Source organism: Pseudomonas sp. ACM7 (assembly GCF_004136015.1).
GTDB classification, from domain to species: Bacteria; Pseudomonadota; Gammaproteobacteria; order Pseudomonadales; family Pseudomonadaceae; genus Aquipseudomonas; species Aquipseudomonas frigoris.
Map to the genome: position 1 here is coordinate 6241333 of NZ_CP024866.1, position 14361 is coordinate 6255693.

A 14361-nucleotide genomic window follows, 5' to 3' on the forward strand; every position below is an offset into this window, starting at 1 on the left:
AGCAGCTGGCGAAGCCTGCGTTCGGCTGCGGAGCAGTCGTGAAATCTAACAATGCGGTGCTTTAGGAACACCGTGCCGTCAGGTTTTACGACTGCTCCGCAGCCGAACGCAGGCTACGCCAGCTGCTACAAAGAGCATGTTTTGCCTCTCAAACCGTGCGGGAAAACTGGCCTTTTTGCTCACCACCCAGATAGGCGTCGAACGCCATTGCGGCACTGCGCATCATCAAATGCCCTTGTGGCAGCAGCACCAATTCGTCGCGGTGAATCTGCAGCAATCCATCGCGCACATGCTCGCCCAGCTGCGCCAGCGCCTCGGCAAAATACTCGGTGAAGCGAATGCCATGACGCGCCTCATACTTGTCGAACGCGATACGGCCATGGCACATCAGGTCGCTGATCACCTCGCGGCGCAGCAGGTCGTCGGCGTTCAAGCGATAACCCCGATGCACTGGCAACAACCCTTGATCGATACGGGCGTAGTACTGCGAAAGCGCCTTGACGCTCTGGCTGTAGCTGTCGCCAACCTTGCCGATCGACGACACCCCAAGGCCGATCAAATCGCAGTCGGCATGGGTGGAATAGCCCTGAAAGTTACGCTGCAAGGTGCCATTGGCCCGGGCCAGCGCCAGCTCGTCCTCCGGCAAGGCGAAATGGTCCATGCCGATATAGACGTAACCGGCCTCGGTCAGACGGCGGATGGTCAGCTCGAGCAATTCCAGCTTGCGCTCTGGTGGCGGCATGTCGGCGGGGCGAATCAGCCGTTGCGCGCGGACCATTTCCGGCAAATGCGCGTAGCTGTAGGCGGCAATCCGGTCTGGACGCAGCGCGATGATCTTGCTGAGGGTGACGTCGAAACTCTGCACGGTTTGCAGTGGCAGACCGTAGATAAGGTCGACGCTGATCGACTTGAATTGCGCCTCGCGCGCCGCCGCGACCAGCGCATAAATCTGCTCTTCACTTTGCAGGCGATTGACCGCCGCCTGTACGTCGGGGTCGAAATCCTGCACGCCGAAACTCAGGCGATTGAAGCCCAACTGGCGCAACGACTGAATCTGCTCGGTGCTGATGGTCCGTGGGTCGACCTCGATGGAGAACTCATGGTCATCGCTGTCATCCATGTTGAACGCCTGGTGCAGACAGTCCATCAGGTCCGCCAGCTGCTCGCTGGTCAAATAGGTCGGCGTGCCGCCACCCAGGTGCAACTGAGTGAGTTTGCGGGTGTTGTCGAACAAGGCCGCCTGCATCGCGATTTCACGCTTGAGGTACTTCAGGTACTCGACCGCGCGATGGGTTTTCTGGGTAATGATTTTGTTGCAGGCGCAGTAGTAACAAAGGCTTTTGCAGAACGGGATGTGGATGTACACCGACAGCGGTTTCGGCGCGGCCACCTGATTGCTGTCACGGGCGGCACGCTGATAGTCGTCAACGGCAAACGCCTGGTGAAACTGCGGCGCCGTGGGGTAAGAGGTATAGCGCGGCCCCGGTCGGTCATACTTTTCGACCAGGGCGCGATTGAAATCAAATGTCGTGTTCATGATCGATCAACTCGCAATGGGGCTAATGCTTCGCACCGCCCAAATCCTTTTCAAACAGGTTGCAGATGGCATCCACTTCCGGCCGACCGGCGGGAAGGATACTGATGAAACGATCTGACAACTCAATCAACCCATCCCGGCTCAATTGCTCCAGCAACGGCCAGACAGAGGAAAAGTACTTGGAAAAAACCAGACCGTAGCGCCTCTCGATGGCGCGGATATCCAGTTCCTGATCACAGGCCAGACGCTCCATGACCATCTGCCTGATCTGATCCCCCGCCTCGAAGCGCCAGCCTCGACACGTCGGCAATTGCCTCAGGTCCAGTTGCTGCTGATAGCGTTCAATCTCGTCGGTATTTTGCGTGTACAAATCGTCGATCTGGCTGATGGCACCCAAACCGAATCCAACATGATCGCAATAGCCGTGACGGGAGAAACCCTCACAGGTACGGCGCAACCGGCCTCGCTCCTGGGCGACCGCCAAATCATCATCAGGCCGGACAAACTGCCCAAGACCGATGTAGTGATAACCCGCGCAAATCAGTTGATCAAAGCAGATCTGGCGCATCGCGCCTTTATCGTCCTGGCGGCACAGCGCTCTGACTTTGTCACCGAGCACCGGCCGATAGCGCCGTGGCGGCCGGGCATAGTCGAACACCATGAGCCGGTCCGGCTCCAGCTCGATAATGGTCGCCAGCTTCAGCGCAAAACTGTCTGGCGTCTGCCAGGCATGGCCAAAACCCAGATCGACGTTGATGGATCGAAAGCCAAAGGTGCGCGCGGCATCCATGAGCGACTGGATCGGCGCCGGGTTCTGGTAGCAGGCCACCGACCTGTCACAGTCGGCGTCGATATCCGGAACGCCGATGCTCACATGATTGAATCCCTGGTCGCGCAGCAACCCCATGGTCGACCAGTCGGTATGGTGAAGGTCCACCTCGACGCTGTAGTCACCGCCTTCATGTTCAAGAAAGTTGAACCGGCCACGCAGATGACTCATCAGCCGCTCCAGATGGGCAGGCGCGGGTGTTCCGCCCCCCAGATGAAACTGCTCGACCCGTTGCTCTGCACCGAGGTGACAACCGACGAGATCGATTTCCTGCTCCAGATGCTGAAGGGACTGCTCGATACCGTTGTACTCGCTGGCGATATCACGTGGGGCACAGGAAGACGGCTTGAGGCTGGAAGGCAGTTGCACGTTCAGGGACAGCGGACGGCACTTCTGGCGGCTGACGCGCAGTGCACGAAGCAGATCCAGAGAGCCAATACCGTCATGAAATTTTTGCGTGTCGGCATGACAGTTAGGGTCAAGCACGCCTTGATCGCACCGATCGATCTCGCCTGGGTTGTGAAATAAATCGAGCATGACCGTCTCCGAGACTGGCTGCGGATTTTCAGTCTCCCGGTTTAACCATCAATGCTCCTTGATTTGCATCAAGCGCAAGCCAAGTGTCTGCACAACGGACCACCGGTCAAACCCGATTACCACGTCAGGTAAAACATGCCCTTGGCCAGCAGCACGATGACGATCATGTGGCAGAACAGGCTGCCATGGATGAAGTGCAGGTATCGCGGGCTCATCCGGCCGCTTTTGAACAACAACATGGCGCCGAGGAAATGCAGCAGCACACTCACGGCCACTGCGATTTTCAACGCCAGCAATGTGCCGAACGATGAGGCCAGTGGTGAGGCAAGGGCTGGCAAGTAGCGCAACCAGACCATGCCCAGCCCCGCACCGAACAACACCAGCAGCACCCACGGCATCAGCGAGCGGGCCCGGCGACCGATACCCTGCTCCACCAGCAGCATCACCCTGGCGGGTAGCTGTTTGCGGATGCTTTCCAGGAACAGGACTTCGAAGAGCACCGTGCCGATGAAGATCAGCGCGGCAAACAGGTGCAAGGTCAGAATCAGTGGATAGATCATGGTGTTTTCGCCTTGGGTCAAGGCAACCCGCGCTACGGCGAACATTGGGGTGAGCGCACTGGCTGTCGGTCTCTTGAGACTACAGAGACTACTTGGCCATGCGGTTGATACCGATCAAGAAACCCGCAAAACCCCCAAGCTCGGTGATTCCAGGCACACACATGCGTAGCGAGGGGGCCGACCTGTCTGTTGTTGATCGTGTGTATATCCGTTTCTTCGGTAACGGCTGCTTAGGGTTCCGCCCTTACGGCGGGTCACTTGGAAAAGCCCCAAGTAACCAAGGGCTCTTGCCCCTTTCGTTCGGTGCCTCGCCTAGGCTCGGCATGCCCTCGCTCCGGTCCTGCTCCGTGGGCCCGCCGCCATCGGCCATCCATGGCCGGGGGCGGCTAACCCGGCATCCATGCCGGGTTGCCCACTGCGCAGAACCTGCGCTCGGCCTCTCGAGGGGGCGGTGCATCAAGATCAAAAGCTGCAGGCGAGCTAACGCTCGGCCTGTTGAGTGGTGAGTAGCAAAAGCTGTACGCCGATCTGCTTTATGTGGGAGCGGGCTTGCTCGCGAAGCTGTTGATCTTGCCGTTGCCGTTGCCGTTGCCGTTGCCGTTGCTTTGGCTTCAGATCTGCCGCCCCTTTCCCAGAGGCCGAACGCAGGCGTTGCGCAGGGGGCACCGCGGCAAGGATGCCGCGGTAGCCGCCCCCGGCCATGGATGGCCGATGGCGGCGGCCCCCCGGAGCAATGCCGGAGTGAGGGCATGCCGAGCCAAAGCGAGGCACCGAATGGCGGGGCAAAAGCCCTTGGTTACTTGGGGCTTTTCCAAGTGACTCGCTGTAAAAGCGAAACCGCCAGCAGCCATCACCGCAGAAACGGATATGTACCCCAACCTGAAGTGAACAGCGAGGCCCCGTTCAGTGCCCACGAATGTAATGCTCCAGCTGCCGAATCAGATCAGCCTGTTCAACGATGGCTTCCTTGACCAAATCCCCAATCGATAACAGACCAATCAGTTCGCCACCATCCACCACCGGCAAGTGACGCAAATGGCTGTCGGTCATGACCGCCATGCAACGCTCGATGCTCTGCTGACTGTCGGCGGTCACCACGGGCGCGCTCATGATGTCGCGCACCGGCGTACCGACCGAAGAGCGCCCCTGCAGCACGACCTTGCGCGCATAGTCGCGCTCGCTGATCACGCCGACCACCTGCCCGGCCTCGATCACCGGAAGCGCGCCCACGTTCTTTTCGGCCATGATCCTCAGGGCTTCAAGCACCATTTCATCGGGCGCGATGCTATGCACCTGGCGGTTTTGCACGACCTTGAGTTTCAGCAATTGTGCGGCTGTTTTCATCAGTGCCTCCGATACCGTTGCGCGATCCTGTTGACCACCTTCAAGCCACCCCGACTTGCACCGCGCCGGCGTTCAACCGCACAGGCCAGACACGCAGTCGCTGTTGCGGGTACTCCAGGCAGCTACCGTCCTCAAGCCTGAAATGCTGTTTGTAGATCGGCGAAGCAACCACCAGATCCCCCTTGATGCTGCCCACCAACCCGCGACCAATGACATTCGCCCCGGATTGCGGGTCATGATTGTCGATGGCATAGAGGGTCCGACCCTCGGCACCCGGCAGGTAAAACAGCGCCACCTGTGCGCCATCGAGCCAGACGACAACGCCGGAGTTGCTGACCAGGTCCTGTTGCTCGCACACCGTTTGCCAGGCCTCGGTGTTTTCCAGGGAATCGATGCGTTGGGTATTGGACTGGCTCATCAGGCAATCTCCTCGATAACAGGGATAAGGTTGAGTTCGGCGGCCATGATCGGGCGCCGCTGGCCGCGTTCCTGGACAAAGTGGATGTCCGGGTCCGGGCGTTTATCGTTGACGAAGGTACGGAAGCGCTTGAGTTTTTCCGGGTCTTTGAGGGCGTTGGCCCACTCGCATTCATAGCGGTTGACCACCAGTTGCATCTGCGATTCGAGCTCTTCACCCAGCCCGAGGCTGTCGTTGATGATCACATCCTTGAGGTAATCGAGGCCGCCTTCCAGGCTTTCGCGCCAGACCGAGGTACGCTGCAATTTGTCGGCGGTGCGGATGTAGAACATCAGGAAGCGGTCGATGTAGCGGATCAGGGTCGCATCGTCGAGGTCGGTGGCGAACAGCTCGGCATGGCGTGGGCGCATGCCGCCGTTGCCGGCGATGTAAAGGTTCCAACCTTTCTCGGTGGCGATCACGCCAACGTCTTTGCTCTGGGCCTCGGCGCATTCCCGTGTGCAGCCGGACACCGCGAATTTGAGTTTGTGCGGTGAGCGCAGGCCCTTGTAGCGGTCCTCGATGGTCAGGGCCATTTGCACACTGTCCTGCACGCCATAACGGCACCAGGTGCTGCCGACACACGACTTCACCGTGCGGGTCGATTTGCCGTAGGCGTGCCCGGTTTCGAAACCCGCTTCAATCAGCTCGGCCCAGATGTCCGGCAACTCATGCAATTGCGCGCCAAACAGGTCGATACGCTGGCCGCCGGTGATTTTGGTGTAGAGGTCGTATTTCTTCGCCACCACACCAATCGCGATCAGTTTGTCGGCGGTGATCTCGCCACCGGGGATGCGTGGCACCACCGAATAGGTACCGTTTTTCTGCATGTTGGCCATGAACGTGTCGTTGGTGTCCTGCAGCGGCACCAGCGATGCGTCCATGATCGGCTGGTTCCAGCACGACGCGAGGATCGATCCCACCGCCGGTTTGCACACGTCGCAACCGGTGTGGCCACGGCCATGCTTGGCCAGGAGTTCTTCGAAGGTGCTCACCCCTTCTACCCGCACCAGCGCATAAAGCTCCTGACGGGTATAGGCGAAGTGTTCGCACAGGCTCTTGTCGACGCTGACGCCACGAGCAATCAACTCATGTTCGAAAACCTGCTTGAGCAGCCCGGCACAACCGCCGCAACCTGTGCACGCCTTGGTCTGTGACTTGAGGAGGCCGAGGTCGGTGCAACCACCGTCGATGGCCGAGCAAATGGAACCCTTGGTGACGTTGTGGCACGAGCACACCGTGGCCGCTTCGGGCAACGCCCCCGGGCCCAGGGTCGGCGCGCCTTCGGACGACGGCAGAATCAGGCTGACGGGTTCCGCCGGCAGCGCAATCGCGTTCTGCATGTATTGCAGCAGCGTGTCGTAATAGCTGTTGTCACCGACCAGCACCGCACCGAGTACGTGCTTGCCCGTCGCGTCCACCACCAGGCGTCGATAGCTGGCCGTGGTTTCGTCGATGAACTGATAACTGCGTGCGCCTGGCGTGCTGCCGTGGGCGTCGCCGATGGAACCGACATCGACGCCCAGCAGCTTGAGTTTGGTCGACATGTCCGCGCCCATGAACGGCTCGGCGGTTTCATTGCACAGCAGTGCGGCAACACTGCGAGCCATTTGGTAGCCCGGGGCGACCAGGCCAAAAATGCTGCCGTTCCACGCGGCACACTCGCCGATGGCATAGATGTTCGGATCGCTGCTCTGGCATTGATCGTCAATTACAACGCCGCCGCGCGGGCCGACTTCCAGCGAGCATTGACGGGCCAGTGCGTCTTGCGCACGGATACCGGCGGAAAACACGATCAGGTCGGTTTCAAGGAATTCGTCATTGGCGAAATTCATGCGGTAGCGGTATTTCTCGCCTGCGCTGATCGATTGAGTGCCGCGCGACAGGTGCACACCGACGCCGAGGCGTTCGATCTGCGCCTTGAGCGCCAGGCCACCGTATTCGTCCAGCTGCACCGGCATCAGGCGCGGGGCGAATTCCACCACATGGGCTTCCAGCCCCAGGGTTTTCAGGGCGTTGGCCGCCTCCAGGCCCAGCAAGCCACCGCCGACCACCACACCGCGTCGGGCGTTGCTTGCCGCGGCACGAATGGCGTCGAGGTCTTCAAGGGTGCGATACACCAGGCGCGAATCGCCCTCGGCGCCTTCGATCGGTGGCACAAACGGATAGGACCCGGTGGCCAGCACCAATTTGTCGTAGGAGACACAGCCTTGCGCGGTGATCACCTGGCGGCGGGCGCGGTCGATTTCCAGGACCGGCACCCCCAAATGCAACGTGACGCCCGGGGTCTGGTACAGCGAGGCTTCACCGAGGGCCAGTGACTCGGCATCACGGCCGGAGAAATACTCGGAAAGGTGCACACGGTCGTAGGCGCGCATCGGCTCCTCGCTGAACACGTGCAGCCGATAGTGATCAAGGGCACCGCGTTCGATCAGCTGTTCGACACAATGATGTCCGACCATGCCATTGCCGATCACGATCAGCGTTTGCAGCTTGTTCAAAGTGGCAACATTGGAATTCATAAGAGACACCCGTCGATAGCTGTTCAAAAAGCAAAAAAAACGCCTGAAACCTTGCGGTTCCAGGCGTCTTTGCCTGTTCGTTTACGGTGCTAAGTCAGGCATCTATGCCGGATTCACCGATGTTGCCCGCGACCTGTTCGGCCAATCGATCGTCGTTGACCGAGGGGGCTGCCCACTCGACTGTGTTCACAGTGGGCCTGAACAGTGTCTTGCAGACTTTGTGCCAGTCGGCCATTGGCAGTCCTTGCGCCAGTAAACGTTGACCACGGGTGTCCATGAACGCCCGATGTTTGCCTTCGCATAGTGCAGAGGCGTGTTGCGCGGCCTTATAAAAGTGCACAAAGGCGATCCCGTTCCGGATCAGAATTTGCCACCCAGCGGGTATTCGATCGCCAGGCGGATCTGATTGGCGTCCAGTTCTGCTTGCGCCGCATTCGCGCGATGAACCGCATGGCGCAGGCTGAACGCGAGGTTTTTCGCGACGCCCGACTGCACCACGTATTTGGCCTGCAGATCACGTTCCCAATGCTTGCCGCCCTGCCCGTAGCCCAGCCATTTGTAGCCGCCGTTTGGGTCCATGTGCGTACCGTCAATACCGCTGCCGCGCACGTACAGGGTGCCGAAGGTCAGGCCGGGAATGCCGTAACTGGCCATGTTCAGGTCGTAGCGCGCTTGCCAGGAAGCCTCCCGGGGCGCGTTGAAATCGGACAGTGCCACGGCGTTACTCAGGTAAATCGCGCCACGGGTCACGTAATCGAAAGGCGTGTCGCCATCGACCTTTTGATAACCCAGGCGAAGCTGTGGGCACCGAGCTTGTAGGTCGACAGCAAACTCCAGGTGGTGTTGTCGATGCGGCCGGACAAGGCCTTGCCGGTGTCCTGGGTTCGGTACAGATTGAGATCAAAGATCAGGTCCTGGCCTTCCGCCAACGGCTGGGTGTAGGCAATTGGCGACTGGTCAGCAGCCAGCCGGTGGCGGTCTCCGGCAGCAAGCGGCTGTCGGATGAACCGAACACCGGGGTTTTCACCCGCTGCTCGCCGTAACGCAGTTCAGTCGAGGAAAACCGCAGCTTGGCCACGGCTGAACTCATCCTTGGGGTGCCCGTCATTGTCCACGCCCAACACCCGCGCCTTGCCGGCCCGCCCGCCCGCCGCCGCTGTCCAGTTGCCAGCCGGAATAGACATGGGCGTCCAGGCCCAGCCCCACGGTGCCGGCGGTGTAGCCGGAGGTGAAATCGGCCATCAGGCCGTAGGCCCACTCCTCGGCCAGGTCGCTGCGTTCGGCGCGGGGCTTGAAGGCATTGCGCGCTCCATTGCTCAGTGAGCCGTGTTCATAGTCGCGACGGTCGTAGAGGCTGCGGTTCAGCAGGCTCCATTGGCTGTCTTCGATAAAGCCTGTTGCGGTGTCTTGCTCTGAAGCCAGGGCGAGCAGGGATTGCCCGCCCAATGCCAATAGCAGGGTGTGCGTCGATAGGGTTTTCACAGTGCAACTCCACAGAATTCGGGGTCTGCAAGGTGTCCCGCCGAACGGGGGACACCGTAGGTCACCTCAGAGGTATTTGAGGATCGCGATATCGCGGCGGCGCTGTTTGAGGTTGGCGAACCAGCGCGTCGGGAAGAACAGCAACACCCCGAGGATCACACTCCACAGCCACACCGTGGGCAGGTTGTCGAAGCCATAGTAGGCACCCTGATTGGCGCCCCAGATCGCGACTGCCACCAGGTACATGGCCTTGAGTACGTACAAGTGCAGCAAATAGAAGAACATCGGCGCCCCGCCGTAAATCGCCAGGGTCGCGGTGGACCAGCGATCCTGCAGCTTCTCGAACAGCGCCAGCAAGATCAGCGAAAGTCCAATCGTCGGCATCAGGAACATCAACGAGGGCGGGTACTTCTTGGCGCTCATGAAACTCATGAAGGTGCGCAGCGAATCACCGGTTTGCACCCAGGGCTTCTCGCCATAGACGTTCAGGTAGCGAATGAACACGAACGCCACCAGCAGGCCGGCGCCCAGTTTAAGCAGGCGGGAAATCCGCTCGGCCGGGTCCATGTCCTTGCCGAACCACGGCCCGATCCCCCACCCCAGCAGGATCACGCCAATCCAGGGCAATACCGGGTACGTGGTGCGGGCCCGGGTGAATTCGGTGATGTCGATGAACACCCGCTGATGCAGGATCGACCACGGCACGAAGAACGGCGACTCCGGCCCAACGGTCACGCCATCGAGCAGGTTGTGCCCGGCGACAATGGCCACGCCGAGCACGATCAGCCAGCTGCGTTTGAAGTGCAGCAAACCGGCGAGCACGATCATGCAGATGCCGATGCACCAGATCACCTGCAGCCACAGGGTCTTGGGCGGGAACTCGGCGTTCCAGGCAAAGCACACGAAGGTAACTTCGAGAAACACCAGGAACAACCCGCGCTTGAGCAGGAACACCGAGGTTTCTTTCGCCGTGTGTTTCTGGCTGTAGAGCCAGGCCGACAAACCGGTGAGGAAGATGAATGCCGGGGCGCATATTTCGCTGAGCATGCGGGTGAAGTACAGGTCCGGCGTGACGCTCAACGCATCGATCGGGTCGGTGACCTGACGGTGCAGCAGAAAAGTTTCCCGCACATGGTCGATCAGCATCAACAGCATGACGAAACCGCGCAGGGCGTCGATCGCCAGCATGCGGGTGTTGGCCTTGACGGCACTGGTTGCAAGCGCAGGGGAAGCGGTTGTCGCCGGCCCTGCCAATCCTGAAGATGGGGTCATATCAGTCACTCATGTAGTGGTCCAGGGGTCAGGCCTGTTTCTTCAGCCTGGCGACTTCCGATGCCGGCAGCTGCGACGGCGCGCGCGGCAACGGCGTCTGGCCCTGTGATCGATAGAACGACAATGTCGAACTGAAGCTCTTTATATCGAACGGTTCGGCCTTGCCTTGAGGACTGATTCGCTCGCCGGGCGTGCGGTCCTTGTATTCCACAGCCACCACATAGGTGCCCTGCCACGGCAGATCGAAGCTGACTTTGCCCGCGGCGTCGGTGCGCTGGGTGAACACTTCACCGGAACCGGTTTCCAGCACCACGTCCTGGTCGGCCAACGGTTTGGACGCATAGAACACCTGGAACTGCGCCTTGCCAGCATCGGCGAAACCGGTGGGCACGATGTCCAGGGTCAGTTCCGGGGTGCGTGCGCGCAAGTCACCGACCCAACGGGTCGCTGGCGTCCAGTGAGTCTTCAGCGCCTTGTCCGCCTCATGAATATCGAAAATCGGATAGTGCGGGTCCTGGGCCAGCAGCGAGTCATCTGCCCGGGTTTGATGCGCCACCGTAAAGGCCTGACGCTGCAAGGTCAGTGTCAACGGCTGGGACCGGTTACTGATCGACCAGCCCTTGAGTTGCTGGAACCGGTCCATCCCGCCCGGCGTGACTTCCAGCATGTTCTTGTCATATTCCCCGTAGTACAACGCCAGGGGTTGCCCGGGTGGTTGTTCATACCAGATTTGATGCGCCTCGCTGCTGCTCGCCAGCAGGAAGACGCCGTAACCCAATAGTGCTTTTGCGTTGCTCATTCGCATTTTTTTACGCTCCGATTGGTGTTATTCAGCGGGTCATTGCAGCCGCATCGTTTTATCGAAACCAGCAAGACAACAAACCGCTCCCCTCTCTCTGAACGCATTACACCGCAGAGACTTTTGCGCGTTGTTCTGTATTCATCGGTCGCGGCGCATCTGAAGACTGTTTTGCAGGCAGCAAACAGCTGTTTATGCGGACTGCGCCAGCATGAAGCGCCTTAGGCAGTTCCAGAGGCCCAATGTCCAAACACAGTGCGTCGCGGAACTGCAAAACAACTGTGGGAGCGAGCTTGCTCGCGATGGCGGCGAGTCAGTCGGTAAAGATGTCGACTGATCAACCGCTATCGCGAGCAAGCCCGCTCCCACAGGGCATTCGTGTTGGTGTTGAGATTGGAGTCTGTCAGTGGCGCAGGAGCTTGCGCAGCGGCACGCCGTCCTTGAGTACCGGAGACTTGATGACGATGTAGCTGAAGTACTTGGAGATGCCGATGTTCTTGTCCAGCAGGCTTTCGATCACTTCCTGATAATGCTGGATGCTGCGGGTCATGAAGCGCACCAGATAATCGTAGCCACCGCTGATCAAATGGCATTCGAGCACTTCGTCCACCAGACGGATGTTGGATTCGAACTTGGCGAAGTCTTCGCGCTTGTGGTCGCTCAAGGTGATTTCGGTAAACACCGTCACCGAATCGGTGATCTTGGCCAGGTTCAGGTGCGCCTTGTAGCTGGAAATATACCCGGCCGACTCAAGCCGTTTGACCCGTTGCAGGCAGGGACTGGCCGACAACCCAACCGCATCGGCCAGGCTGACGTTGGTCATGCGCCCGTCCTTTTGCAGCTCCACCAGGATGCTGATGTCGATTCGGTCCAGTTTGACTAACCCTTCCATTGCGTACCTCTTGACTGCCGTTTGTAAGACAATCTTCTAGCAAAATCAGCGCCGTAAAGACAGCTGATGCTGAGCCACCAGATCCGCCATGCTGTTAATACAGTAATCCGCCGCGCAGGGCGTGGGGTGTTTTGAGCGGCCGCGACAGATCAGGCACACGTCTTTGGCCGCCTGTCGACCGGCCGAAGGACGGGTCACGTGCAGGATGCTGCCGGGTTCAAGTTCGTTGGCCTTCAACCACTCTGGATCGAGCAACGGGTCGCTGGCCAGTGAGATGAAATCGTCGGGCATGATCCCCAGTCGCTCACACAGCAACCCTCGATCCTCGGCATCCCGGTCGCCGTGCACCAGCAAGCGGTAGAACTTGCGCAGGTACAACATCGCCCCGGGCGCGTCCTCGAACAGCGACCAGCCGGCCGCCGAACGGGCAAAGCTCATGCCCTCCTCCCAGCTGGCTTTCAGGCCCCAGCGCTCGGCCAGCTGGCGATGGGCGAAGCACAGCACGCCACTAAAGCCGAGTTCAGCGAAACGCGGATAGAGCGCACGCACCACCTCGCTGTATTCGGCCAGCACCTGTTCCTTGTCCAGATGACCGCCTCGGCTGTCCAGCAGCGGTTGCAGTGCCGTCCAGACACCCGAGTCCCGATCGACCAGGACCTCATCGCAATCGATGAGCAGTGCTCGATATTCAGTCAGCCCCATGGTGCGCAAAGCCTCCGATGATGTATTCCATCAATCCATGCTCCATAAACGCTCACGGACGATGCCTTGTGGCACCGCCCCGAGCGGCCATGAGCTCAGTTCAAGACCCGTGCCAATGCTGCTTCAAGAATCTGCAGCGCTTCATCGACCTGTTCTTCGGTGGTCACCAGCGGTGCGAGGAAGCGCAACACGTTGCGGTACACACCGCATTTGATCACCAGCAAACCACCGGCCCGGGCTTCATCGATCAGTCGCTGATTCAGGTCGGCGTCCGGCGAGCGGGCCTCATCATTTTTGATCAATTCGATCGCCAGCATGAACCCGGCGCCGCGCACGTCGCCGATTTGCCCGTGACGGGCCTGCAAACGCAGCAGCCCCTGACGCAAACGCTCGCCCAGTGCTTCGCTGCGGGCCAGCAATTGTTCCTGCTCGAAAGCCTCGATCACCGCCAGCGCGGCGGCGCAAGACAAGGCATTGCCACCGTACGTGCCGCCCAGGCCACCGGGTAGCGGCGCGTCCATGATCTCGGCCTTGCCGACCACCCCGGACAACGGCAAGCCACCGGCCAGGCTCTTGGCGACGGTCACCAAGTCCGGCTGAATGCCGGCGTGCTGGAAACCGAACCACTTCCCGGTACGGCCGAAACCGGTCTGGATTTCATCAAGAATCAGCACGATGCCGTGCTTTTCCGTCAGCGCGCGCAGGGCCTGGAGAAACTCCGCCGGCGCCGACAGGAAACCACCGTCGCCCTGCACCGGTTCGATGATGATCGCGGCGACACGCTCAGGGGCAACCTGGGTGGCCAGCAACTCGTCGAGGGCCTTGAGCGCCATCTCGCTGGTGACGCCGCGATAGGCATTCGGATACGGAGTGTGGAAGACCTCCGGCGCGAACGGCCCGAAGTTCTGCTTGTACGGCTGGCTCATGCCGGTCAGCGTGGTGCCGAGCAAGGTACGGCCGTGGAAGCCGCCGCGAAAGGCGATCACGGCCGAGCGGTTGGTGTGAGCGCGGGCGATCTTCACCGCGTTTTCCACCGCCTCGGCACCGGAGGTAAAGAACGCCGCTTTATACGCTTCTTTGCCACCGATCATTTCACACAGGCGCTGGGCCAGATCGAGATAAGGCTTATAGGCCACCACCTGGAAACAGGCGTGAGAGACCTTTTGCAATTGCGCCTGCACCGCAGCGACCACCTTCGGGTGGTTGTGACCGATGTTCAGCACACCGATGCCGCCGACAAAATCCAGGTAGCGCTTGCCGTCCACGTCCCACAACTCGGCACCTTGGGCGCGATCGATCACCAACGGGTGAGCGGTAACCAAGCCACGCGGCACGAATTGATCGCGCTGACGAAGCAAATGAGGGGTTTCGTCGACTTTGCTATTCATGGCATTTCCCATCGTGAGTCCGGCAACCGGGAGGTGGTTG

Annotated in this window: 14 protein-coding genes and 1 pseudogene; all 15 read right to left on the reverse strand. The window is 60.1% G+C overall.

Features of this window, described 5'->3' with window-relative positions; translation table 11 throughout:
* Window positions 1-148 precede the first annotated feature (148 nt).
* The 15 genes and pseudogenes from hemN to gabT all read right to left on the reverse strand — a co-directional run bounded on the left by hemN (window position 149) and on the right by gabT (window position 14321).
* A complete protein-coding gene (gene hemN, locus CUN63_RS29805) occupies window positions 149-1537 on the reverse strand; it encodes an oxygen-independent coproporphyrinogen III oxidase (protein WP_129444738.1) in 1389 nt (462 codons plus the stop codon).
* A gap of 22 nt (window positions 1538-1559) precedes the next feature.
* Window positions 1560-2903 carry a coproporphyrinogen III oxidase gene (locus tag CUN63_RS29810; protein WP_129444739.1) on the reverse strand — a complete coding sequence of 448 codons (1344 nt, stop codon included), beginning with the start codon at window positions 2901-2903 and terminating at the stop codon, window positions 1560-1562.
* Between the two features lie 116 nt (window positions 2904-3019).
* Window positions 3020-3463, reverse strand: a complete 444-nt coding sequence (locus CUN63_RS29815) for a CopD family copper resistance protein (protein ID WP_129444740.1) — start codon at window positions 3461-3463, stop codon at window positions 3020-3022.
* 903 nt (window positions 3464-4366) lie between these two features.
* Window positions 4367-4807 carry a CBS domain-containing protein gene (locus CUN63_RS29825; protein ID WP_129444742.1) on the reverse strand — a complete coding sequence of 147 codons (441 nt, stop codon included), beginning with the start codon at window positions 4805-4807 and terminating at the stop codon, window positions 4367-4369.
* A gap of 40 nt (window positions 4808-4847) precedes the next feature.
* Complete coding sequence (gene nirD / locus CUN63_RS29830; RefSeq protein WP_129444743.1) at window positions 4848-5225, reverse strand: nitrite reductase small subunit NirD; 378 nt, start codon at window positions 5223-5225, stop codon at window positions 4848-4850.
* Window positions 5225-7786, reverse strand: coding sequence for a nitrite reductase large subunit NirB (nirB, locus tag CUN63_RS29835; RefSeq protein ID WP_129444744.1), 2562 nt, complete (start codon window positions 7784-7786; stop codon window positions 5225-5227). The genes nirD and nirB overlap by 1 nt, the downstream gene beginning before the upstream one ends.
* A 94-nt stretch (window positions 7787-7880) precedes the next feature.
* Complete coding sequence (locus tag CUN63_RS29840; protein WP_129444745.1) at window positions 7881-8126, reverse strand: hypothetical protein; 246 nt, start codon at window positions 8124-8126, stop codon at window positions 7881-7883.
* Between the two features lie 20 nt (window positions 8127-8146).
* A pseudogene (locus CUN63_RS32480) lies at window positions 8147-8715 on the reverse strand (OprD family outer membrane porin).
* A complete protein-coding gene (locus tag CUN63_RS32490) occupies window positions 8694-8876 on the reverse strand; it encodes an OprD family outer membrane porin (protein ID WP_256657625.1) in 183 nt (60 codons plus the stop codon). The pseudogene CUN63_RS32480 and the gene CUN63_RS32490 overlap by 22 nt, the downstream one beginning before the upstream one ends.
* A 14-nt stretch (window positions 8877-8890) precedes the next feature.
* Window positions 8891-9268, reverse strand: coding sequence for an OprD family outer membrane porin (locus CUN63_RS32495; RefSeq protein ID WP_256657626.1), 378 nt, complete (start codon window positions 9266-9268; stop codon window positions 8891-8893).
* A 66-nt stretch (window positions 9269-9334) separates the two neighbouring features.
* Complete coding sequence (locus CUN63_RS29850; protein ID WP_129444746.1) at window positions 9335-10540, reverse strand: DUF1624 domain-containing protein; 1206 nt, start codon at window positions 10538-10540, stop codon at window positions 9335-9337.
* Between the two features lie 28 nt (window positions 10541-10568).
* The gene (locus tag CUN63_RS29855) at window positions 10569-11339 is read right to left on the reverse strand and encodes a DUF4198 domain-containing protein (protein ID WP_256657627.1); all 771 of its coding nucleotides are present in this window, start codon (window positions 11337-11339) and stop codon (window positions 10569-10571) included.
* A 403-nt stretch (window positions 11340-11742) separates the two neighbouring features.
* Complete coding sequence (locus tag CUN63_RS29860; RefSeq protein WP_008055821.1) at window positions 11743-12231, reverse strand: Lrp/AsnC family transcriptional regulator; 489 nt, start codon at window positions 12229-12231, stop codon at window positions 11743-11745.
* Window positions 12232-12276: 45 nt separating this feature from the next.
* Window positions 12277-12933 (reverse strand): HAD family hydrolase, encoded by a 657-nt coding sequence (locus CUN63_RS29865; protein ID WP_129444748.1) that lies wholly within the window; start codon window positions 12931-12933, stop codon window positions 12277-12279.
* Between the two features lie 95 nt (window positions 12934-13028).
* Window positions 13029-14321, reverse strand: a complete 1293-nt coding sequence (gene gabT, locus CUN63_RS29870) for a 4-aminobutyrate--2-oxoglutarate transaminase (protein WP_129444749.1) — start codon at window positions 14319-14321, stop codon at window positions 13029-13031.
* Between the last annotated feature and the right edge of the window lie 40 nt (window positions 14322-14361).

Coding starts and splice junctions, on each gene's coding strand:
- hemN (WP_129444738.1), bottom strand. CDS start 1,537: ATGAACACGACATTTGATTTCAATCGCGCCCTGGTCGAAAAGTATGAC.
- CUN63_RS29810 (WP_129444739.1), bottom strand. CDS start 2,903: ATGCTCGATTTATTTCACAACCCAGGCGAGATCGATCGGTGCGATCAA.
- CUN63_RS29815 (WP_129444740.1), bottom strand. CDS start 3,463: ATGATCTATCCACTGATTCTGACCTTGCACCTGTTTGCCGCGCTGATC.
- CUN63_RS29825 (WP_129444742.1), bottom strand. CDS start 4,807: ATGAAAACAGCCGCACAATTGCTGAAACTCAAGGTCGTGCAAAACCGC.
- nirD (WP_129444743.1), bottom strand. CDS start 5,225: ATGAGCCAGTCCAATACCCAACGCATCGATTCCCTGGAAAACACCGAG.
- nirB (WP_129444744.1), bottom strand. CDS start 7,786: ATGAATTCCAATGTTGCCACTTTGAACAAGCTGCAAACGCTGATCGTG.
- CUN63_RS32490 (WP_256657625.1), bottom strand. CDS start 8,876: ATGAGTTCAGCCGTGGCCAAGCTGCGGTTTTCCTCGACTGAACTGCGT.
- CUN63_RS29850 (WP_129444746.1), bottom strand. CDS start 10,540: ATGACCCCATCTTCAGGATTGGCAGGGCCGGCGACAACCGCTTCCCCT.
- CUN63_RS29855 (WP_256657627.1), bottom strand. CDS start 11,339: ATGAGCAACGCAAAAGCACTATTGGGTTACGGCGTCTTCCTGCTGGCG.
- CUN63_RS29860 (WP_008055821.1), bottom strand. CDS start 12,231: ATGGAAGGGTTAGTCAAACTGGACCGAATCGACATCAGCATCCTGGTG.
- CUN63_RS29865 (WP_129444748.1), bottom strand. CDS start 12,933: ATGGGGCTGACTGAATATCGAGCACTGCTCATCGATTGCGATGAGGTC.
- gabT (WP_129444749.1), bottom strand. CDS start 14,321: ATGAATAGCAAAGTCGACGAAACCCCTCATTTGCTTCGTCAGCGCGAT.